Here is a 20854-nt window from a genome sequence, read left to right on the forward strand (position 1 = left end):
CGCCGACACAACACACGTCCCTGGCTCAACCGCCACAACACTTTCGGCGTCGAAAACCGGTGCGGGAACTGCATATCCGGGTGTTTTCCGCCATGATGTACGCGGATTTTGACCGACTCCGGCGATGGCTCGGTACGGTTACAGAATCCAGACGTTGAACGGGACTCGATCAAGGTCCGGCGCCGGACGCCGGGCAACCGGCCACGGCCGACGAAACGGGAGGAATGGCGTATGGGTGTCGCTGGTGGGGAAGTCATTGTCACGGCCCTCACGCACCGGGGCGCTATCCGCCCCGCCAACGAGGATTCCGTGGTTATGGGTGCACTCACCGTCGCCAGCGCGAACATGACCTCCCCGGTCCGCTGTGTGCTGCCGGTGAGCGAGCCGGTGATCCTCGCGGTCGCGGACGGGATCGGCGGTCAGGCAGCGGGGGAGATCGCCTCCGAGCACGCGGTGCACCGCATGGCCGAGATGGGGCCGCGCCTCAACGGACCGGAGGAGATCGCCCAGCTGCTCTCCAACGTCGACGAGGAGATCAAGGACCACGCGCTGCAGCACACCGAGTTCTCCGGCATGGGGACCACGGTCGCGGGGGTCCTGCTCAACAGCGACGGCAACTTCTGGTTCAACGTCGGAGACTCCCGCACCTACCGCTTGGAGGGGCGCCACCTGCGCCAGCTCTCCGAAGACGACTCCCCGGCGCTTCCTCCCTCCGAGGACGGCCGCCCCGTCACCACCAACTTCATCACCCAGTCCCTGGGCGGCAGTGCGGGTGGTTCGATGGTCCCGCACGTGGGCCGGGACGAGGCCGCCGACCCCAGCGCCTGGCTCATGTGCAGTGACGGCCTGTCGGACCTGGTGATGCCCGATGAGATGGAACGGATGATCGCCGAGGCCGGCAGCGACGAGGCCGCCGTGCACGCCCTGTGGCAGGCCGCCATGGAGGCGGGCGGCAAGGACAACATCAGTATCCTGCTGGCCCGCCGCAGGTAGGCCGTCCCCAGATCAACCGCTGAGGGCCCGCACGCTCCACGCGTGCGGGCCCTCAGCCTTCGGTGACCGCTGTTCGGGTTATTTCCGGGCTACTACTGCCCCGAACCCTCTCCCGAGGGCGCTCCGGGGCGGTTGCGCATGCGCACGATGACGAGGACGACCGCGCCGATGGCCGCGATCGCGGCGATGACGCCGGCCAGGACCATGATCGGAGAGGTGCCGGCCTCGTCGGCGGCCGTGTCCTCAGCGGAGGCGGGGGACTCGTCGATGGACTCCTCCTCCGCCGCCTCGTCCTCGGCGGCTTCCTCCTCGTCCGCTTCCTCCTCCTCGTCGGGCGCGGCTTCCGCGACGGCCTCCTCAGTCACCGTGAAGGTGAGGGTGTCCTGGATGGGGTGGCCGTCCGAGGAGACGACGCGGTAGCCGATGCTGTACTCGCCCTCCTCGTCCAACGGGGCCAGGCCGACGGACACGTCGGGTCCGTCGAAGTCCAGGCCGCCCTCCTCGTAGGTGGTCTCGCCGTCGGGGCCGGTCACGACGATGGCGTTGCCCTCACCGCTCTCCAACGGGGAGTTGTTGAAGGTCAGGACGACCTCTTCGGGAAGGGCGTCGAGAGTGGCGCCGTCCTCGGGGTCGGAATCGATGAGGACGTCGTGGGCGAGCGCGGGCGAGGGCGCGAGCAGCAGGCCAGCCGCGGCGAAGGGGGCGATCAGGGCTGCGGTGCGGGATTTTCTCATGGTCTTCTCTCAGGCCGATCACGTACGGTTCGCACCCGGAAGGCACGGGTTCTGGCCCGTGCTTGCCGGGTGTCTTCGACAGAGCCCGCCTCGCTCAGGTCAGAGGCGGAGCGCGGACGAACCGGGAGGCCCGCGGGGGCCGTGCGCCGAGGGCACGGGGGGAGTGGGCGCCGTGGGCCGGGGCGCGGTGAGCGCCCGCCCGGGGACGCCGAACGTGAGGTCGGGTACGCGCAGCAGGTGTGGCAGCGCCCGGGAGACGGCGGTGGCCAGGGACCAGAGGGCGTTCTCGCCGTAGGCCAGCAGAGCGGCGGCGAGCAGGGCCGCCCACAAGTGTGCGAGCAGCATCCCCGGCGCGAAACCGAGGGTGTGCGTGAGCAGTCCGTGCCCGGTGTGGTCGGCTCCGGGGGCGAGGGCCGCGAGAGCGGGCCCCGCCGTCCCTTGGAGGATCAGGTGCAGGGCGACCTGTGCGAGGGCCATGACGGCGAAGATCTCGCCGAAGCTCCGCATGATCCGCGTGAACCGCCACAGGAGGCCGAAGAGGAACGCCGTGGCCAGGAGGAACCCTCCGGCCCCGGCGGGGGCTTCGGCCCAGAGGTTGTGTCCCATCCAGGCAAGCCCCGTGGCCGCAGCGGCGAGGATCGCCGTGCGGGTGAGGCGGAGCATGCCGTGAGCGGGTCGCACGTTAGTGAACCTAGGCCGTGCCTTTCGGTGCCGCAAGACCCCTCAACGTGAGGTTGTGCTCCCCCGCTTTCGGGACCTGGGACCGGAATCGGCGCAATCGCGGGTGAGGGGAAACCCGGAGTGGAGGTCTGGGGCAGCGGTCTGGGAGGGAGGTCTGGGACAGCGGTCTGGGACAGAAGAGAGCCGCCGGGCGCGGTCCTTCGCGCACCCGGCGGCCCGGTCGGCACCTCGACCTTTCGGCGCCTAGGCCGTCGGTACCTAGACCGCCGGTGCCAGCTCGCGGCGCATGTAGCGGCGCTGTTCGGGGGTGGTTCCACCCCAGACTCCATGAGCTTCACCGGCGCGGAGCGCCCACCGCAGGCATTCTGGGCGAACAGTACAGCTGCGGCAGACGGCGAGGGCCTGCTCGGTGTCGGTGCGGCCGATCCCGGTGCTGCTCACCGGGAAGAAGATCTCGGGGTCGTACGAGCGGCAGTTCCCCTGCTCGACCCAGTCCTCGCTGTCGTGGTACAGGCGGTTCACAGGTGCCTCCGATCCCTTGTCGGTGTTTCCCGCCGTGGCTCCACGGTGGGTTCAGCGAAGTGCGTGGCCGCGCTGCCGTCCCGGGGTGTCCGACCCGCGTGGGCTGCGGCGAGGCGATGCGACCAATTGTAGTACTACATGAGGTCGTACTACACAGAGTCTGGTAGAAACTCGGCGATTCATCAAGGACGTTCGGCGGTGGTGGGGCCCATGTGTCCTCCTCGGCCGTCAGGCAGTGGGGCCCGGGCAGGAGGCGGAAACCGGCGTATCGCTCCGTGGCCGAGCGATTTTCCTGCGTACAGGCGGCTACGAGGGACGCCCGGCATGCCGTGTGACGTGCGCTGCAGTCCCGGGTGGGCGTTATGTCGCGAGCTTTCCACCGAATTGGTGTGACTTAACGCACGCTTAATATTGCCCGTTCAGGCTCTATGTTTGACCCTGAGGGCTGTTGGGGGCCGGTGAACGGGCCCACCCTCACCCTGGGCGACGCGGGTCCGCGGGGAGGGGCGCGAGAGGGCCGAACCTCCTGATGGGCGGGGTATGAGCAGGCCGCTTGGCCGCTACCGCGCGTCACTTGGGTACGCTGATCTAGGCGGAATCAAGCTGCTAAATAGACGAGTCCTACCCGATCTGAAACCACTTAAACATCTGCGCGGAATCTCGCTGAAAAGTCTTTGACCTTCGTTCGCTAAGTTCGATCGACGTGCCACATCTACGAACGAACCTCCAAGCACGCGACCGAACTGAAGGCGGGGCAATGGGCTCCAAGACCGCAGAGGCCGCGGGCCGTGAGGGCGTGCGCCTGACGCACCCCTCCCCGGAGGACGGGCCACACATGTGGCGGTTGGCCGGCGAGACGGGGATGGATGTCAACTCCCCGTACGCCTACACGCTCTGGTGCCGGGACTTCGCCGCGACCAGCGTCGTGGCGCGGGACACCGACGGCCGGGTGGCGGCCTACGTCACCGGTTACGTCCGTCCCGACAGCCCGGACACGTACTTCCTCTGGCAGGTGGCCGTCGACTCCGCGTACCGGGGTCAGCGACTCGCCCGCCGGATGCTCGACTTCATCGGCGACAGCATCGCCGAGCAGGGTCTTCAGTACCTCGAAGCGACCGTCACTCCCGACAACGAGGCCTCACGGGCCCTCTTCGCGTCTTTCGCGCGGGGCAGGGACACCGAGGCCGCCTGGAGCCCGCTCTTCGGCGTGGAGCACTTCCCGAAGGAGGGCGATGAGCCTCACGAACCCGAGGACCTCGTCCGCATCGGGCCCTTCGGCTCGAACGCGACCGACACCGACGACTGACCATCCGCACCGGATCGAAACGCGATCCTGACCCACCCCTCGTCTAAGCCATGAGCCCACGAAGTTGGGGAAAGGAACCAAGGAACATCACGATGGAGACCTTCCAGCGCCTCGAGTCCGAAGTCCGCGGATACTGCCGGAACTGGCCGGTCGTCTTCGACAAGGCTGTCGGAAGCCACGTCTACGACGAGTCGGGCAAGCCCTACCTGGACTTCTTCGCCGGAGCCGGATCGCTCAACTACGGTCACAACAACCCCGCGCTGAAGACGCCGCTCATCGAGTACCTGACGAACGACGGGATCGTTCACAGCCTCGACGCCTATAGCGCCACCAAACGCGAGTTCCTGAAAAACTTCGAGGAGATCATCCTCAAACCGAGGAACTTGGACTACAAGATCCAGTTCCCCGGCCCGGCCGGCAACAACGCGGTCGAGGCCGCGCTCAAGCTCGCCCGTAAGGTGACCGGCCGCCAGACCATCATCAACTTCACCAACGGCTTCCACGGGATGACCCTGGGCGCCCTGGCCGTCACGGGTAACTCCATGAAGCGCGGCGGCGCCGGCGTGCCGCTCGACCACGTGGCGACCATGCCGTTCGACAACTACCTCGACGGCCAGACCCCGGACTTCCTGTGGCTGCGCACCCTCCTGGAGGACAGCGGCAGCGGTCTGGACGCCCCGGCCGCCGTCATCGTCGAGGCCGTTCAGGGCGAGGGCGGCATCAACGCCGCCAGCGCCGAGTGGCTCCGCGGGCTCTCCGAACTCTGCAAGGAGTACGGGATCCTGCTGATCCTGGACGACATCCAGATGGGCTGCGGCCGCACCGGCAAGTTCTTCAGCTTCGAAGAGGCCGGGATCACGCCGGACATCGTCACCCTGTCCAAGTCCATCAGCGGCTACGGCCTGCCGATGGCGCTCACGCTGTTCAAGCGCGAGCTGGACGTGTGGGAGCCGGGCGAGCACAACGGCACCTTCCGCGGCTTCAACCCCGCCATGGTCACCGGTAGCGAGGCGCTGCGCCGCTTCTGGAGCGACGACGCCTTCTCCGAGGCCACCAAGGCCAAGGGCGACCTGGTCGAGGCCCGTCTCGCCGAGATGGCCGCGGAGCATGCCGACTTCGGGGCGCACGTGCGCGGCCGCGGTCTGGCCCGCGGCCTGGCCTTCGACGCCGAGGGCGACATTGCCAAGAAGCTCGCCGCGGAGTGCTTCGACCGCGGCCTGCTCCTCGAGACCTCCGGTCCCGAGGACGAGGTCGCCAAGCTCCTGCCGCCGCTCACCGCGACGGACGAGGAGCTGACCGCCGGCCTGGACATCATGGCCGACAGTGCCCGCGCCGCCGTCAAGGTCGCGCAGCCCGCCTAAGCGGCAGCACGCCGAACCGGTAGATTCCGGCCCGCGAGCTTGACCATTTCGGTACCGGGGCCGGTCGGCGTCCCTACCCGGGGCGCCGGCCGGCCCCGTACCGTGTATTACCAGCGCACTCAGCGCGCATCAGAGCGTTAAGGAGACAGAAGTGATCGTTCGCAGCCTGGACGAGATCAGCGACACCGACGACGACATCCAGACGGAGAACTGGCGCAGTCGTCGGATCGTGCTGGCGCGGGAGAAGGTCGGCTTCTCCTTCCACGAGACCGTCCTGTACGCGGGCACGGAGTCGACGTTCTGGTACGCCAACCACATCGAACTCGTGCACTGCATCGAGGGCGAGGCCGAGCTGACCAACGAGGAGACCGGGGAGAAGCACGTCATCACCCCGGGCACCCTCTACCTGCTCAACGGCCACGAGAAGCACACGGTCCGTCCCAAGACGGACTTCCGCGTGCTCTGCGTCTTCAACCCGCCCGTCACCGGGCGCGAGGTCCACGACGAGAACGGTGTCTACCCGCTGGTCGTCGAGGAGGACGCGAACGCCTAAGGCGTCGAGCGTTGCGCACTTTTACGTGGGCGGGGTCCGGGTTCCGGGCCCCGCCCACTCGTATGTCGACGGTAGTGACCCCTGGGTGACGGGAATAGAGACCCAAAGTCACCCCGCACAGGTGACCAGCTCGGAGGGGGTTCATTGCCCGGTCACCCGATGAGTCACAGCTCATAACCAGTGCATAACGGACTAAACATGTGTAGTTACGGTACGGCGGGCCCGGGGAGAGACACCCCGTACCAGCGCCGCCGTCCCGTGCACCCGGGGGGCGGCCACGGACGCGGTACCGCACCGCGGATCTGCCCACACGAGGCGATTCCACCATCCGAATACGCGGCGCCCTCGCTCAGTCCTTCGGGCGAAGGCACCGCTCTTGCGAGTTTTCGAGGAGCAGTCGTGAAGAAGCAGGTACCAGCGCGTCGGCGAGGAACCTGGGCACGCCGAGACGCCTTCCGTCTGGCAGGGGCCGGTGCGGCCGCAGCTGGTCTCGCGGCTTGCAGCCGGGTCGACGAGGGCGCAGACGGCAACGGCAACGGCAACGGCAACACCCTCGAGCGTCTGCGTGAACAGGGGTTCGTGTCGGTGGCTCTCGCCAACGAGGTCCCCTTCGGGTTCGTCGACGACTCCGGTGAGCCGGCCGGGCAGTCCCCGGCCGTCGCGGCGGCCGTCTTCGAGGAGCTGGGTGTTCCCGAGATCCAGGCGGCCTCCACGTCGTGGGACGGGCTGATCCCGGGTCTGCAGGCCAACCAGTTCGACGTCATCGCCGCCGGTGTCTTCATCACACCGGACCGCTGCGGCGAGGTGGCCTTCACCGAGCCCACCGCGATCACGCCTGAGGCGTTCCTCGTGGCGGAGGGCAACCCGCACGACATCGAGCACTTCGAGTCGTTCGTCGACAACCCGGATCTCACGGTGGCGGTCCTCAACGCGTCGGTCGAGCAGGACTACGCCGAGTACTTCGGGGTCCCCGACGGCCAGATGGAGCTCGTCCCGGACCAGACCACAGCTTTCGAGCTGCTGGAGGCGGGCCGTGTCGACGCGGTCTCCATGCTGGCGGTGTCCCACACCTACCTCCTGATCGAGCGCGGCCTGGAGGGCGAGTACACCGTCACCGAGCCGTTCTTCCCCGTCGTGGACGATTTCGAAGAGCGCGGTTGGGGCGGGCTCTGCGTCCGCCAGGAGGACGAGGAACTGCTTGAGGAGATGAACCGCGTCATCGCCGAGTTCACGGAGAGCGGTCGCCTTCTGGAGCTGGGCGAAGAGTGGGGCTTCACCGAGGATGACCTCCCCGACGGCACATCGACCGAAGAACTCTGTGAGGGCTGATCCCTCGTGGAATGGCTTGAGTTCCTCTACAGCCAGAGGGAGCGCTATCTCGACGGAGCGTTGATCACCATCCAGCTCACCCTGCTGGGTAGTGCGCTGGCTTTCGTCCTGGCCATGTTCTTCGGGATCATGGGCACCATGCAGCACTGGCTGCCGCGGGCGGTCGCCACGGTCTACGTGGAGGTCTTCCGAGGGATCGCGGCCCTGGTCCTGATGTTCTGGATGGCCTTCGCCCTCCCGGTGGCGACCGGCTTCCAGCTGGCCGGCTGGTTCGCCGCCGTCCTGGCACTGGGCATCAACGTGGGGGCCTACGGCGCCGAGGTGGTGCGCTCCTCGATCAACGCTGTGCCCAAGGCACAGATCGAGGCGACCGTCGCCCTGAACCTGTCGTGGGCCCAGCGCATGCGGCTGGTGGTCGTCCCTCAGGCCTGGGCACAGATGCTGCCCACGTTCGGCAACCTCATCATCGAACTCATGAAGGCCACCGCTGTGGTCTACCTGATCGGTGTCATCGACCTGACCGCCGCTGCCCGGCAGATGCGCGACGCGTCCGGTGAGACGGTGTTCGCCTTCTTGGGTGCCTTCATCTTCTACTACCTGATCGCGCAGGTGCTGATCTTCGGCATGCGGCTGCTTGAACGGCGTGCCAACCGCAAGCTGGGCCGGATACCGCCCGGTGGTGGCGGAGTCCTGGCACTCCTACGGCCCCCGTCGGTGGGCACGAAGGTGGGGGTGGCCAAGTGAACGAGTCCAACGGCGCTTGGGAGTTCATCAACAGCATCTGGGACTTCGAGTTCACCGGCGAGGTTATGCCCGATCTGCTCTCCGGACTGTGGGTCACGATCCAGGTCACCGTCCTCGGTTACCTGATCGCCCTGTCCCTGGGGCTCGGTATCGCGATCATCCGCAGGGTTCCCGTCATCGGGTCGATCGTGCACTTCGTGATGGAGTTCATCCGCACGACGCCGCTCCTGATCCAGCTGGTGTTCGTGTTCCTGCTGGCCCCGGCCAACATCTCCGGGTTCACCGTCGGTGTCCTGGTCCTTGGTGTGCACTACGCGGCCTATACGGCCGAGGTGTACCGTTCGGGCATCGAGGGCGTCGCGAAGGGGCAGTGGGAGGCCGCACGCGCGCTGAGCCTGCCGACCAGCAGGACATGGGGGGCCATCGTGCTCCCGCAGGCGATCCGGAAGGTCATCCCCGCGCTGGGCAACTACCTCATCGCGATGTTCAAGGACACGCCCCTGCTGATCGCCATCGGTGTGGCTGAGCTGCTGACTGAGGCACAGCGGGTCGGTAGTGCTAGCTTCCGTATCGTGGAAGCCTTTACCATGGTCGGATTCCTGTTCCTTTTGGTGAGTATTCCGTCCGCCATTCTGATCCGACGATTGGAGCGACGCTATGCCGCCGTCTGATACCCCCGAGAACGCGACACCACCGGGTGCGGAGGGCCAGGCCGGAGCCGAGGCGGGCCAGCCGCTGATCGTGTTCGACAAGGTGGTCAAGCGGTTCGGTGACCTCACCGTGCTCGACCACCTCGACTTCAACGTCGAGTCCGGTGAGCGCGTCACCCTCATCGGTCCGAGCGGTTCCGGAAAGACCACGATCCTCCGGCTGCTGATGACGCTGGAGAAGATCACCGAAGGGCACATCTGGATCGGTGGCGAGCCGTTCAGCCACATGCCCAAGGGTTCGGGGCTGACCCCGGCCAGTGAGGGCTACCTGCGGCAGCGCCGCAAGAGCATCGGCATGGTGTTCCAGCAGTTCAACCTGTTCCCGAACATGTCGGTGCGGAAGAACATCATGGAGGCACCGGTCAACGTCCTGGGCCTGAGCAAGGACGAGGCCAGCGCCCGGGCGGAGGAGCTTCTGGACCTGGTGGGTCTGGGCGACAAGATCGACGCCCACCCGACCCAGCTGTCCGGCGGTCAGCAGCAGCGCGTGGCGATCGCCCGTGCGCTGGCGATGCGGCCGGAGATCCTGCTCCTGGACGAGGTCACGTCGGCCCTCGACCCCGAGCTGGTCGCCGGTGTCCTCGACGTGCTGCGCGAGGTGGCCGAGACCACCGACATCACGATGCTGTGCGTGACCCACGAGATGGGCTTCGCCCGGGACGTGTCCCACCGCGTCCTGATGTTCGACCAGGGCCAGATCGCCGAAGCCGGGCACCCTGACCAGATCTTCGGTGACCCCCAGGAGGACCGGACCAAGTCCTTCCTCAAGTCGGTCCTGGAGAACGGTCAGTAGGACCTGCCCGCGCGGGCCCCGAGGGCGCCGGCCGGATCGCTGCGGCGATCCGGCCGGCGCCCTCCCCTTTGTGCGGGCTTGTGCGGGGCGTCGCGGCGACGCGAGTTGCCTTGCAACATACCGTAGTCATTAGGTCGCTTTTAGTTTCCCCTGGGGCAGAATGTGTGTTCTGAGGCAGGGGGGACTCTTGTGACCATGGTGCGAAGATGGGGGCTCGCCACGGCGGTCGCCTTCGCCGCGGTCCTGATCGCGGGGACGCTACTCGCCCATCCCGTTCTGCGGGCGGACGTCTTCGGTGACTCGGCGATCCTGCTGCTGGTCTCCTGGCTGCCCATGCTGATCGGCGGTGTGATGGCCTGGGGGGTCGTCCAGGCGTTCGGCCGCCGCGAGGAGCTCGACCGCCGGATCGTCGCCGCCATGGACGGACATCCAGTCAACCGGGAACTCGGCTGGATGGCCCTCCTGCTGGTCTGTTTCGGCGGGTCGATGGTCGTGCTGTCCACGATCTTCGACTTCTTCGGCACCGAGACCGGGACCACCGCCGACCTCGCCATGTCGGTGTCGCTGGTCTCCCGGCTGCTGTTCCTCTTCGCCCTCCCGCTGCTGATCATGGACCGCTCCGGACTCACCGTCGAGGGCAAGGGCACGGCCATGCCGTCCATCGCGCTGAAAGTGTCCGAACCCTGGCGCTGGACGGGCCTGGTCCCCGTGGGAACCGCACTCGGACTGATCGCCTACCTGCTCGTGCCGCACATCGGGCTTCCCGAAGCCTCCCTGGCCCTGTACGGCATGGTGCTCGCCTTCGCCGTGATCGCCCTGTGCGAGGAGATCTTCTTCCGGGGCATGATGCAGACGCGGCTGGAGCTGCTCATGGGCCGCTGGGGCGGAATCGTCGCCACTTCGGTGGTGTTCGGACTGACCTATGCGGCCATCCAGCCCTACGACGCCGTCTCGCAGCTGCCCGGCCACGACCTCGTGCACGACGCGGGCCTGGCCCTGCTCACGTACACGTCAGCGAGCCTTCTCTACGGCTACCTGTGGGCGTGCTTCCGGAACACGTGGCTCAACGTCTCCATGCGCGTGGTGATGTTCATCCTCATCCTGCCGCCCGACCTGCAGCTCGGCATCGCCCAGTAGCGATCCCCTGGCGGCGCGGAGCGCGCATTGGCGCGTTCAAGAGCGAAAACTTGCCGACCGTCCACCGAGGTTCACAGACAGGTGGGTAGACCTGCTCCATAGCGGTCGCATTCCGGTCATTTCCACCTCATCGAGTTGTCACCGGGTGGTCATGGACAGGGGGGAGTCTGCCAGCTGTGAGCACGGATTCAGCACCAGCACCAGAGGTACGCGCGGCCCCGGAGCCGCGCGTCGAGGAATCACCCGCCCTTGAACCGCCCGCCGAGGAACTGCCCGCGGACAGGTTCATGGACCGGGAGGAGGGATGGCTCCGGTTCAACCAGCGGGTCCTCGAACTCGCCGAGGACGAGGACATACCGCTGCTCGAGCGGACACGGTTCCTCGCGATCTTCTCCAACAACCTGGACGAGTTCTTCATGGTCCGGGTCGCCGGACTCAAACGCCGCTTGGCTACAGGGCTGTCCGTTCCCTCAGCCAGCGGACACCACCCGCGCGACCTCCTCGAACGCGTGTCCCTGGTCACGCACGAGCTGATGCTCCGCCAGTCGGCCTGCTTCGGGCAGAGCGTCGCCCCGGCCCTCGCGGCGGAGGGCATCCGCATCGTCCGGTGGAACGAACTGGACACCGAAGAACGCGAGTACCTGCACGGCCGGTTCCGCCGTTCCATCTACCCGCTGGTGACACCGTTCGCGGTCGATTCGGCGCACCCGTTCCCGTACATCTCCGGTCGGTCGCTCAACCTGGCCGTCACGGTGCGGGACCCGCGCGACGAGCGCCGCATGTTCGCCAGGGTCAAGGTGCCCAGCGCGCTTCCCCGCTTCTTCGAACCGACCGCTCAGGGAGGCGGCCGCTTCGTCCCGGTCGAGGACATCATCGCCGCGCACCTGCCGCAGCTCTTCGAGGGCGTGCAGGTCGTCGAGCACCACGCCTTCCGGGTCACCCGCAACGCCGACCTCGAGGTCGACGAGGACGAGACCGACGACCTGGTCCAATCCCTGGAGAACGAGCTCCTGCGCCGGCGCTTCGGACCCCTCGTGCGCCTGGAGGTCGAGCAGAGTATCAGCGAAGAGGTGCTGTCGATCCTCCGGGAAGAGCTCGGCGCCGAGGAAGAGGAGATCTACCGGGTGCCCGGGCCGCTCAACCTGGCCGGGCTCTCCCAGATCGCCGACACCGACCGCCCCGACCTGAGCTACCCGCCCATGGTCCCGGTCGAGCCGAGGGCGCTCACCTCCGGCGACCTGTTCGCGGCGATCCGGGAACGCGACGTCCTGGTCCACCACCCCTACGAGTCCTTCGCCACCACCACCGAACGGTTCCTGACCCTGGCCGCCACGGACCCCAAGGTGGTGGCGATCAAGCAGACCCTCTACCGCACCAGCGGGGACTCGCCCATCGTCGAATCGCTCATCGAGGCGGCCCGCGAGGGAAAGGAGGTCGTGGTCCTGGTCGAGGTGAAGGCCCGCTTCGACGAGCAGAACAACATCCAGTGGGCCCGCAAACTCGAACGCGCGGGCTGCCACGTGGTCTACGGGGTCGTCGGCCTCAAGACCCACTGCAAGCTCTCCATGGTCATCCGCCAGGACGACGACGGGCTGCTGCGCCGCTACTGCCACGTGGGTACCGGCAATTACAACCCGACCACCGCGCGCGTGTACGAGGACCTCGGGCTGTTCAGCGCCGCGGAGGACGTGGGGGAGGACGTCAGCGACCTCTTCAACAGCCTCACCGGTTTCTCCCGCAAGAAGCACTACCGCAGGCTCTTGGTCGCCCCCGCCGCCCTGCGGCAGGGGCTGATGCAGCAGATCGGCACCGAGATCGAGAACAGCCTCAAGGGGGAGCCCGCGCACATCCGCATCAAGGTGAACTCTTTGGTCGACGAAGAGATCATCGATGCCCTGTACCGGGCTTCACAGGCCGGGGTCAGCGTCGACCTGTGGGTGCGCGGCAGCTGCGTCCTGCGCGCCGGAGTCCCGGGACTGTCCGACAACATCCGGGTGCGCAGCATCCTCGGCCGGTTCCTGGAACACTCGCGGCTGTTCGTCTTCGCCGACGGCTGGCGGCCCAAGGTGTGGATCGGCAGCGCCGACCTGATGCCCCGCAACCTCGACCGGCGGGTGGAGGCGCTGGTCCGCGTCTCGGACCCCGAGCAGTGCCGTCGCCTGGTGGGCATAATGGACTTGGCGATGTCCGACAACACTTCCTCCTGGCGGCTCGAGCCCGACGGCACCTGGACCCGGGTCACCCGCGACGGGGAGGGGCAACCGCTGGTCGACCTCCAGGACGCCCTGCGCGGCGACCGGCACCTGAGGGTGGTGGACGCGTGAGTGCCCACGAGCCCGGAGCCGGTGGCTCCGGTATCCGAGTGACCAGTGCCTTCCCGCCGCGGGACACCGCGGTGGGCGGTTATTTGGAGCCGATCCGGGCGGGAGGGGCCGTACTGTGGCGCGGTTCCCCCGAAGAGCGGGAGGTGGTCCTCATCCGCCGCCCCGACCGGGGTGACTGGACACTGCCCAAGGGCAAGCTCAAGAGCGGCGAGCACCCCATCATCGGCGCGGTACGCGAGGTGGAGGAGGAAACCGGCCTGACGCCCGTGCTGGGACGCCGCCTCCCCCCGCAGCGCTACCTCAAGGGGGGCTGGCCCAAGCAGGTCGAGTGGTGGGCGGCCACCCCGTCGCGGCCGGGCGGGGACATCGACTACGAGCCCAACGAGGAGGTGGAGACCGTGGAGTGGGTCGCCGTCGGGGAGGCTCGTCAACGGCTCACCTACGATCACGACGTCCAGGTCCTGGACAACTTCCGGGCCGGTCCCGCTGAGACTATCCCGATCGTCCTGCTGCGCCACCTGTCCGCGGGGGAGAAGCAGGTGTGGACCGGCAGCGACCTGCTGCGCCCGCTCGACGAGACCGGACGGGCCGACGCGCTGGCCCTGCCGCGCGTGCTGGCGGCCTACGGGGAGTCCCGGGTGGTCTCCTCGGCCGCCGCGCGCTGTACGGAGTCCCTGCTTCCATACACGGTCGAGTTCGGCGTGGAGATGCGCACCGAACGAGCCCTCACTGTGGGGCGCGAAGGCCGGGGGTACGACGTGGCGGAGGCCCAAGAGGCCTTCGTGGAGATCCTGAAGGAGGGGCGGCCCACCGTGGTGTGCACGCATGGGGAGTTGGTGCCGCACCTGATGACCGAGGCGCTGGTCCGGTTGGGTGCCCCGCTGTCGCAGCAGCGCGGCCTGCGCAAGGGTTCGTTCTGGGTCGTGCACGTGTCCGCGGACGGTGCGCTGGCGGGGGTGGAGCGGCACGGGGTCCGGGAGTAAACCGGGGCATCGGAGGGCGCTCCGGCGGCACTCTTCCTGGCGCAGCCCCCGGTTCAGCCCCTCCCCGGTCCGTAAGGCCTGCCGAGCGCTGTCATGATGCGGTCATGGCCAAACACATGGTGGCGCGGAGCATCGTCGTCGACGCTCCGGCCAAGACGATCTTCGACCTGGTCGCCTCGCCGTCCCAACACGCCCTGTTCGACGGTTCGGGAACCGTCCAGGAGGCGGTGTTCGGGCCGGAGCGGTTGGCGGAGGGGGCCGAGTTCGGCATAGACATGAAGATGCTCGGGGTTCCCTACCGGATCACCAACCGGGTGGTGGAGTTCGAGGAGAACCGGCTCATCGCCTGGAAGCACAGCGGCACGCACCGCTGGCGGTACGAGTTCGCCGAGCTGGCGGGCGGGAGGACCGTTGTCACCGAGACCTTCGACTATTCGCGGGGTCTGGCGGCCTTCTACATACTGACCGGGGCTCCGGCCAGGAACGCCCGCGGGATCGAGCAGACCCTGGAGCGCCTCAAGTACACCGTGGAATCCAAGGTGGCCTGACCCGGCACTCGCATGCTTGGGCCCCGGCCGCGCATGACCGGGACCCAAGTGATTCGACGGAGCGTCGAGGACGGCTAGTAGTAGCCGTAACCCTTGTCCTTGTCCTTGCGCCAGCCCCAGTCCTTGCCCTTGTCGTCCTTGTCCTTGTACCAGTAGCCCTTGTCGTGCTTGTCGCCCTTGTCCCAGTAGCCGTACCCGTGGCCCTGCTCGACCACGGTGCGCTTGACGTCGTAGTAGCCGTCGTAGCCCTTGTCGCCGGCGGCGGCGGGAGAGGCGGCCATGCCGATGGCGGCACCGGACACGAGGGTCATGAGGGTGAGCGCGGCAACGCGTTTCATGCCAAATCCTTGCTGGGAGTAGTGAAGCAATAACTGACAGTGGTGACTTTAAGCGTGGCGGCCACATTTGGCCAGTTCATCTGGGAGATTGCCGCGAGAGTTTTCGGATCATCCGCCCGACACGGTGACCCCCCGAAATGCCCTAAAGTTCGGCAAGGGCCCGCGTTCTCCGCGCCTCCCGGCCACCGAGGTGCCGGTTGTACGGGCTCTGTGACGGTAACCGGTTGACGCAGGAATTCGGGAGACCAGTGGTGGGAACGAGCTTGGGCGATGTGTGGCAGGACGTGCTGACCACACAGTCCGCCCCGGATCAGTGGATCATCGTCACGACGGCGGTGGTCGGCCTGGCGGCGGTCCTGCTGGGTCCTCCGTGGCGGGTGGCGCGCAACGTCGTCACGATCGCCCATGAAGGCGGACACGCCATCGTCGCGCTGCTCAGCGGGCGCCAACTGACCGGGATCCGGTTGCACTCGGACACGTCCGGGGTCACGGTCTCCCGTGGCAAGCCGACGGGCATCGGCATGATCCTCACGGTCTTCGCGGGTTACGTCGCCCCGACCGTGATCGGACTGCTCGGCATCCTCATGCTGATGTCGGACCGCATCACCGCGCTGCTCTGGCTGAGCATCGTCGTGCTGGCCGCCATGCTGCTGATGATCCGCAACTTCTACGGGGTGCTGTCGGTCGTGCTCACCGGCGCCCTGGTCTTCGGTGTCAGCTGGTTCACGCCGGAGGACGTTCAGGCGGCTTTCGCCTACCTGTTCATCTGGTTCTTGCTCTTCGCCGGGGTGCGGCCGGTCATCGAGCTCCAGTCCCAGCGGATGCGCAACCCTTCGCCGCACTCCGACGCTGACCAGCTGGCGCGGCTCACCGGACTGCCGGGCACCTTCTGGGTGATGGTGTTCCTGCTGGTGAACGTGGCCGTGACCGGTCTGGGCGTGTGGATGCTGCTCTTCTGATCCGGCCTGTGTGACCGGCCCCCGTGAGGACCTGCCCGGGACGGCCGGTCAGCTGGCCGCCTGCGGGGCGGCCAGCGCCTGGGTGACCGACGGGAAGACCGGGACGCGGGTGTCCAGCGAGGTCACGCGCAGGGTCTGCATGACCCTCGGCAGCGGCGCGGCGATCACCAGCAGGGCCTGCTGCTCCTTGGCGGCCTTGTGCGCGCGGATGAGTACGCGCAGACCGCTGGAGTCGATGAACCTCAGGTTGGCGCAGTCCAGTACGACACGGCCGAAGGGCTGAGTGGTCAGAGCTGCTGTGACCGCTTCCTGGAAGCGGCCTTCCGTGGCCATGTCGATCTCCCCATCCAGGGTCAGGACCTGTCCGGACTCGTGGAGGGCGGTGGAGATGATCAGGTCGGGCATGGCGACTCCGGCGTACTCGGGCCTTGCCCGATGGGTCGGCGAGGCAGGCCGCACGCCGCCCCACCGGGGACGCGTGGTGACCGGTGCGTTGGTTGCGTTACCGCGTGAGCCAAGCTGATGGTTCATCAAATTCCTTGCGTGATGCCCCGGGCTGGAAGCCGGGGGAGGAAACGCCTTTCTCGCCTGGTTTACTCGGAAAAGCACGGCAGTCTGGGAACGCACGGCCGGTGGCCGAAAGTTCCTGGTGCTGTGCGTGTCATTCGGTGATGACGGCTGCTCGAGGGCACGGAGGTGGGTGTACGGCAGTCCCGTGCTTGCCGGGTCCACCGGGGACCGGTGGCCGTTTCCGGTCCTCTGCTCGTGCGAACTCGCCCGTGTTGGCGGGCATTCCCGGCCGATACCGGTGGGGGCGGCCGGGCCGACCCCCTCCGGGCCCGCCTCCCGAGCGCCTGTCGCGGCACTGGGATCTGCGTCACCGGGGTTGTCCAGCACCGGACCTTACCACAGGGCCGTGGCCGATTCGTGACGTGAGCGACGCAAGGTCGTGCTCGTGTGTTTTGCCTTGCGCGGGGCGGATGGTGTAAAGGCTGTGCCGCCAGAAGGGGTTCGCTATCGGTGTGGAACCGGTCGAACCGCCCCGAACCGGGCCGCGCGGAGCCTTCCGGGCGTGCGCGCGGCCCTTGTCGGGGTCTTGGGGTGGGCCATTGCACTGGCCGGTTGAGGCCAGCGAAGGGCCGACTGACGACAGTGAAGGGCCGGCTAGCGACGGCGAAGCGAGGCCGCGCACATCGCGGTCAGGGCGTGAGGCCCCACTCCTTGAGGGTCTCCTGCGTGTCGGGCTGGGGGCGGCCCCGGGTGACCCCGCCGGGGGTGCGGTCGAACCGCGGCGCCGGCCCGGGAACGGTCCGGTCGCCCTCGCGGACGAGTGCGCCCCGGGCCCGCATGTGCGGGTGCTGGGCGGCCTCCTCCAGGGACAGGATCGGCGCCACGCACGCGTCGGTGCCCTCGAACACCGCGCCCCACTCGTCACGGGTGCGTGTGCGCAGTACCTCGGCGAAGCGTGCTCGCAGCCGGGGCCAGCCCTCGGGGTCCCACTGGTCGGGAAGCTCCTCGGCGGCGAGCCCGACGCCCTCCAGGAACGCGGCGTAGAACTGGGGCTCGATACAGCCGACGGACAGGTGGCGGCCGTCGGCGCACTCGTAGACGTCGTACCAGGGAGCTCCGGTGTCGAGGTAGTTGGTGCCGCGCTCGTCGCTCCACGAACCCCGCGCGCGGTCCTCGTGCACCATCGACATCAGGAGCGCGCTGCCGTCCACCATGGCGGCGTCGACGACCTGGCCGCGCCCGGAGCCCTGGCGCTCCAAGAGGGCGGCGAGGATGCCGGTGATGGTGAACATCGTGCCGCCGGCGAAGTCGCCGAGGAGGTTGATCGGGGGGACGGGCGGTCCGCCGGCGCGGCCGATGGCGTGCAGGGCGCCGTTCACGGACAGGTAGTTCATGTCGTGTCCGGCGGTGTGCGACAGCGGCCCTTCCTGTCCCCAGCCGGTGACCCGGGCGTACACCAGGGCGGGGTTGAGCTCCAGGCAGTCGTCGGGGCCGAGGCCGCGGCGCTCCATGACCCCGGGGCGGAAGCCCTCCAAGAGGACATCGGCCCTCGCGACGAGTTCGCGGGCGCGGGAGAGGCCCTCTTCCGACTTGAGGTCGACACCCAGGACGGTGCGCCCCTCGCTCATGTGCGGTCCGCTGGAGCCCGCGTTCACGGCGTCGGCGGCTTGGGGCCGGTCGAGGCGGATCACGCTGGCGCCCAGGTCGGCGAGGAGCATGCCCGCCATCGGGGCCGGGCCGATGCCGGTGAACTCGACGACGCGGATTCCGTTGAGCGGTCCCATGGGTGCCTCCGGAGGCTCTGGCTGACTAGAACGACGTTCGGTTCATTGTGCAGGCTACGCCCCGTCGGTGCCAGGGGGACCGGTGGGGGCGGGCGGAAGGAAGAATTCGCCCACTTGGTGTGGGTTACCCGGAATAGTTTTCGGTCGATGACAAAAAGCTGCATGAGAGTGGTGTTAATGTGATCATCGGCTGTCGAGAAGTCACCGGACCTCCCGCGCGCCCACGCGCCGCAGCCGAGATGAACAGGCAAGAAGTCGCCTCCGGTGGAAAATGCCCGAATTGGCGCACATTCCTGTCATCCCCACACAGAATCCGTCCTTCCACGAAGAAGGGTGCAACCGTCATGCCCGGAAAACCCGGAAAAAGCCGGCGGCGCCGCCGTTCCCAGCGCCGCCGCGGTCGTGCCGCCCTGTCCGTTCCGCTCCTCGCGGTCGCCGCCGCGCTAGTCGTCGCCCTGGCCGGGGGTGGTACCGCGCTGGCGATGGGGAAGAGCGTCACCCTGGACGCCAACGGCGAGGAGACTGACGTCCGTACCTTCGGCGGAACCGTCCAGGACGCCCTCGACTCCGCCGGAGTCGAGCTCGAAGAGCACGACGTGGTCGCCCCGTCCGTGGACACCTCCGTCAGCGGGGGTGACCACGTCATCGTCCGATCACCGCGCGAACTCACCGTCGACCTCGACGGCCACGAGCACGCCCACCAGGTGAACGCCGCCACCGTCAGCGAGGCCCTCGACCAGATCGGCCTCGACCAGGAGGGGGTCGAACTCTCCCAGCCCCACGACACCCTCATCCCCGCGCACGGCCTCAACGTCAGCGCCGAACGCGCACCGCGCATGGTCGTCATGCACGACACGGTGCGCACGGAGACCCGCACCACCGGCGAGACCGTCTCCGAGGTGCTGGACGCGGCCGGAGTCGAGACCGGGGAACACGACATCGTCTCCCCGGAGCCCGACGAGCCGGTCGAACCCGACACGGTGATCAGTGTGGTGCCCGCTTTGGGAGAACCCGAGACGGAGGAGGTCGTCATCGAGGCGGAGACCGTCGAGGAGGAGAACCCCGACCTCCCCGAGGGCGAGCGCGAGGTCGTCACCGAGCCCGAGGACGGCGTCAAGGAGGTGACCACGCTCCCCGTCCTGCGCCACGGGGAGGAGACTGAGCACGAGATCTCCGAGGAGGTCGTCACCGAACCGGTGGACGGTCTGGTGGAGGTCGGCACCAAGGAACCCGAGGAGGAGTCGGACAACCCGCCCGAGGACAGCGGAGAGGCGGGGAACCTCAACTGGGCGGGACTCGCCGAGTGCGAGTCCAGCGGCGACGCCACCGCCGTCAACTCCGCGGGCGGCTACTACGGCCTCTACCAGTTCAGCACCACGACGTGGGAATCCGTCGGCGGCAGCGGTCTACCCTCCGAGGCCAGCCCCGGTGAACAGACCGAGCGCGCCCAGCAGCTCTACAACACCGTCGGTGGGGACTGGCAGAGCCAGTGGCCGACCTGTGGGGTGCACCTCTTCGACTGAGGCCCGGTCCCCGCCGGTCCCGTGAGCGGGCGCGGGCGAGTGGGCGGGCGCGGACGAGCAGGTGGGTCGCGGCTGGCAAGATGTGTGGGTGACACAGAGACCCGCACCTGACCCCGACCCCGCCGACCGGTCCCGCCTGCTTACCCCCGCCGACGTGCGGGTCCTCGCGGAGCGGTTCGGCATACGGCCCACCAAGACCCTGGGCCAGAACTTCGTCATCGACCACGGCACGGTCCGCCGCATCGTCCGTGTCGCCGGTGTCGGTGCGGACGACGTGGTGGTCGAGGTGGGGCCCGGGCTCGGTTCGCTCACCCTCGCGCTGCTCCCGCACGTACGCCAGGTCACCGCGATCGAGATCGACCCGGCGCTGGCCGGGGCGCTGCCCGGGACTGTCGCCGACCACGCGCCCGACCTCGCCGACCGGCTCGCCGTGGTGCCCGGGGACGCCATGCGTATCACCGAGGTCCCCGGACCCGCGCCCACCGCGCTCGTGGCCAACCTGCCCTACAACGTGTCCGTGCCGGTCCTGCTGCACCTGCTCGAACTGCTGCCCACTCTGGAGCGGGTCCTCGTCATGGTGCAGTCCGAAGTCGCCGACCGGATCACCGCCACGCCCGGCGGCCGGATCTACGGTGTGCCCTCGGCCAAGGTCGCCTGGTATGCCGAGGCGCGCCGCGCCGGGGCGGTCGGCCGCAATGTCTTCTGGCCCGCGCCCAAGGTCGACTCCGGCCTCGTCGAACTGGTCCGCCGACCACTGCCGAGCACCAAGGCTCCCCGCAAGGAGGTCTTCAAGGTGATCGACGCGGCCTTCGCCCAACGCCGCAAGACGCTGCGTGCCGCCCTGTCCGGCTGGGCGGGATCGGCGCCCGCCGCCGAGGCGGCGCTCCGCGCGGCGGGCGTGGAGCCGAGTGCCCGCGGCGAGTCCCTGGGCATCGGGGAGTTCGCCGCCATCGCCGAGCACAGCCCGGAGTAGATTCGTTCGGGACGGGTCTGTCCGGGGTGGGAACGGGACCGGAGCGGGA

General features: G+C 68.2%; 21 protein-coding genes. 15 read left to right on the top strand and 6 right to left on the bottom strand.

The window, feature by feature from the left end:
* Positions 1-231: 231 nt before the first annotated feature.
* Positions 232-993, top strand: a complete 762-nt coding sequence (locus ACYVDG_RS07795; RefSeq protein WP_460747731.1) for a PP2C family protein-serine/threonine phosphatase — start codon at positions 232-234, stop codon at positions 991-993.
* A 92-nt stretch (positions 994-1085) separates the two neighbouring features.
* On the opposite strand, the gene ACYVDG_RS07800 is transcribed toward ACYVDG_RS07795, so the two are convergent.
* The 3 genes from ACYVDG_RS07800 to ACYVDG_RS07810 form a co-directional block, all read right to left on the bottom strand.
* Positions 1086-1727, bottom strand: a complete 642-nt coding sequence (locus tag ACYVDG_RS07800) for a copper resistance CopC family protein (RefSeq protein ID WP_460747732.1) — start codon at positions 1725-1727, stop codon at positions 1086-1088.
* A gap of 99 nt (positions 1728-1826) precedes the next feature.
* Entirely contained in the window at positions 1827-2408 is a 582-nt protein-coding gene (locus ACYVDG_RS07805) for a copper resistance protein (RefSeq protein ID WP_460747733.1), read from the bottom strand.
* A 258-nt stretch (positions 2409-2666) separates the two neighbouring features.
* Complete coding sequence (locus ACYVDG_RS07810; protein ID WP_460747734.1) at positions 2667-2930, bottom strand: WhiB family transcriptional regulator; 264 nt, start codon at positions 2928-2930, stop codon at positions 2667-2669.
* A gap of 757 nt (positions 2931-3687) precedes the next feature.
* Here ACYVDG_RS07810 and ectA point away from each other — a divergent pair.
* The 11 genes from ectA (at position 3688) to ACYVDG_RS07865 (ending at position 14718) form a co-directional block, all read left to right on the top strand.
* A complete protein-coding gene (ectA, locus tag ACYVDG_RS07815; protein ID WP_460747736.1) occupies positions 3688-4236 on the top strand; it encodes a diaminobutyrate acetyltransferase in 549 nt (182 codons plus the stop codon).
* A 92-nt stretch (positions 4237-4328) separates the two neighbouring features.
* Positions 4329-5597, top strand: coding sequence for a diaminobutyrate--2-oxoglutarate transaminase (ectB, locus tag ACYVDG_RS07820; protein ID WP_460747737.1), 1269 nt, complete (start codon positions 4329-4331; stop codon positions 5595-5597).
* A gap of 151 nt (positions 5598-5748) precedes the next feature.
* Positions 5749-6150, top strand: a complete 402-nt coding sequence (locus ACYVDG_RS07825; RefSeq protein WP_460747738.1) for an ectoine synthase — start codon at positions 5749-5751, stop codon at positions 6148-6150.
* A gap of 459 nt (positions 6151-6609) precedes the next feature.
* The gene (gene ehuB / locus ACYVDG_RS07830; protein WP_460747759.1) at positions 6610-7479 is read left to right on the top strand and encodes an ectoine/hydroxyectoine ABC transporter substrate-binding protein EhuB; all 870 of its coding nucleotides are present in this window, start codon (positions 6610-6612) and stop codon (positions 7477-7479) included.
* A 6-nt stretch (positions 7480-7485) separates the two neighbouring features.
* Positions 7486-8223, top strand: coding sequence for an ectoine/hydroxyectoine ABC transporter permease subunit EhuC (gene ehuC / locus ACYVDG_RS07835; RefSeq protein WP_460747739.1), 738 nt, complete (start codon positions 7486-7488; stop codon positions 8221-8223).
* A gap of 65 nt (positions 8224-8288) precedes the next feature.
* Positions 8289-8894 (top strand): ectoine/hydroxyectoine ABC transporter permease subunit EhuD, encoded by a 606-nt coding sequence (gene ehuD, locus ACYVDG_RS07840; protein WP_460747760.1) that lies wholly within the window; start codon positions 8289-8291, stop codon positions 8892-8894.
* Entirely contained in the window at positions 8881-9726 is an 846-nt protein-coding gene (ehuA, locus tag ACYVDG_RS07845; protein ID WP_460747740.1) for an ectoine/hydroxyectoine ABC transporter ATP-binding protein EhuA, read from the top strand. The genes ehuD and ehuA overlap by 14 nt, the downstream gene beginning before the upstream one ends.
* A 195-nt stretch (positions 9727-9921) precedes the next feature.
* Positions 9922-10863, top strand: a complete 942-nt coding sequence (locus ACYVDG_RS07850) for a lysostaphin resistance A-like protein (protein WP_460747741.1) — start codon at positions 9922-9924, stop codon at positions 10861-10863.
* Positions 10864-11039: 176 nt separating this feature from the next.
* Positions 11040-13187, top strand: a complete 2148-nt coding sequence (locus ACYVDG_RS07855; protein WP_460747742.1) for an RNA degradosome polyphosphate kinase — start codon at positions 11040-11042, stop codon at positions 13185-13187.
* Positions 13184-14170, top strand: coding sequence for an NUDIX hydrolase (locus ACYVDG_RS07860; RefSeq protein WP_460747743.1), 987 nt, complete (start codon positions 13184-13186; stop codon positions 14168-14170). The genes ACYVDG_RS07855 and ACYVDG_RS07860 overlap by 4 nt, the downstream gene beginning before the upstream one ends.
* 104 nt (positions 14171-14274) lie before the next feature.
* Positions 14275-14718, top strand: a complete 444-nt coding sequence (locus ACYVDG_RS07865) for an SRPBCC family protein (RefSeq protein WP_460747745.1) — start codon at positions 14275-14277, stop codon at positions 14716-14718.
* Between the two features lie 74 nt (positions 14719-14792).
* On the opposite strand, the gene ACYVDG_RS07870 is transcribed toward ACYVDG_RS07865, so the two are convergent.
* Positions 14793-15056, bottom strand: coding sequence for a hypothetical protein (locus tag ACYVDG_RS07870; RefSeq protein ID WP_460747746.1), 264 nt, complete (start codon positions 15054-15056; stop codon positions 14793-14795).
* A 263-nt stretch (positions 15057-15319) separates the two neighbouring features.
* On the opposite strand from ACYVDG_RS07870, the gene ACYVDG_RS07875 reads away from it, so the two are divergent.
* Positions 15320-16015: a M50 family metallopeptidase gene (locus ACYVDG_RS07875; protein ID WP_460747762.1), complete on the top strand. Its 696-nt coding sequence runs from the start codon at positions 15320-15322 to the stop codon at positions 16013-16015.
* Positions 16016-16063: 48 nt separating this feature from the next.
* Here ACYVDG_RS07875 and ACYVDG_RS07880 read toward each other — a convergent pair whose 3' ends face one another.
* Together ACYVDG_RS07880 and ACYVDG_RS07885 are read right to left on the bottom strand one after the other, a co-directional pair.
* Positions 16064-16420, bottom strand: a complete 357-nt coding sequence (locus ACYVDG_RS07880; protein WP_460747747.1) for an STAS domain-containing protein — start codon at positions 16418-16420, stop codon at positions 16064-16066.
* A 794-nt stretch (positions 16421-17214) separates the two neighbouring features.
* Complete coding sequence (locus ACYVDG_RS07885; RefSeq protein ID WP_460747748.1) at positions 17215-18309, bottom strand: CaiB/BaiF CoA transferase family protein; 1095 nt, start codon at positions 18307-18309, stop codon at positions 17215-17217.
* A 344-nt stretch (positions 18310-18653) separates the two neighbouring features.
* Between ACYVDG_RS07885 and ACYVDG_RS07890 the strand changes: the two genes are divergently transcribed.
* Together ACYVDG_RS07890 and rsmA are read left to right on the top strand one after the other, a co-directional pair.
* Entirely contained in the window at positions 18654-19832 is a 1179-nt protein-coding gene (locus ACYVDG_RS07890; RefSeq protein WP_460747749.1) for a ubiquitin-like domain-containing protein, read from the top strand.
* Between the two features lie 82 nt (positions 19833-19914).
* The gene (rsmA, locus tag ACYVDG_RS07895) at positions 19915-20805 is read left to right on the top strand and encodes a 16S rRNA (adenine(1518)-N(6)/adenine(1519)-N(6))-dimethyltransferase RsmA (RefSeq protein ID WP_460747750.1); all 891 of its coding nucleotides are present in this window, start codon (positions 19915-19917) and stop codon (positions 20803-20805) included.
* Positions 20806-20854: the final 49 nt, after the last annotated feature.

Source organism: Nocardiopsis oceani (genome assembly GCF_054777395.1).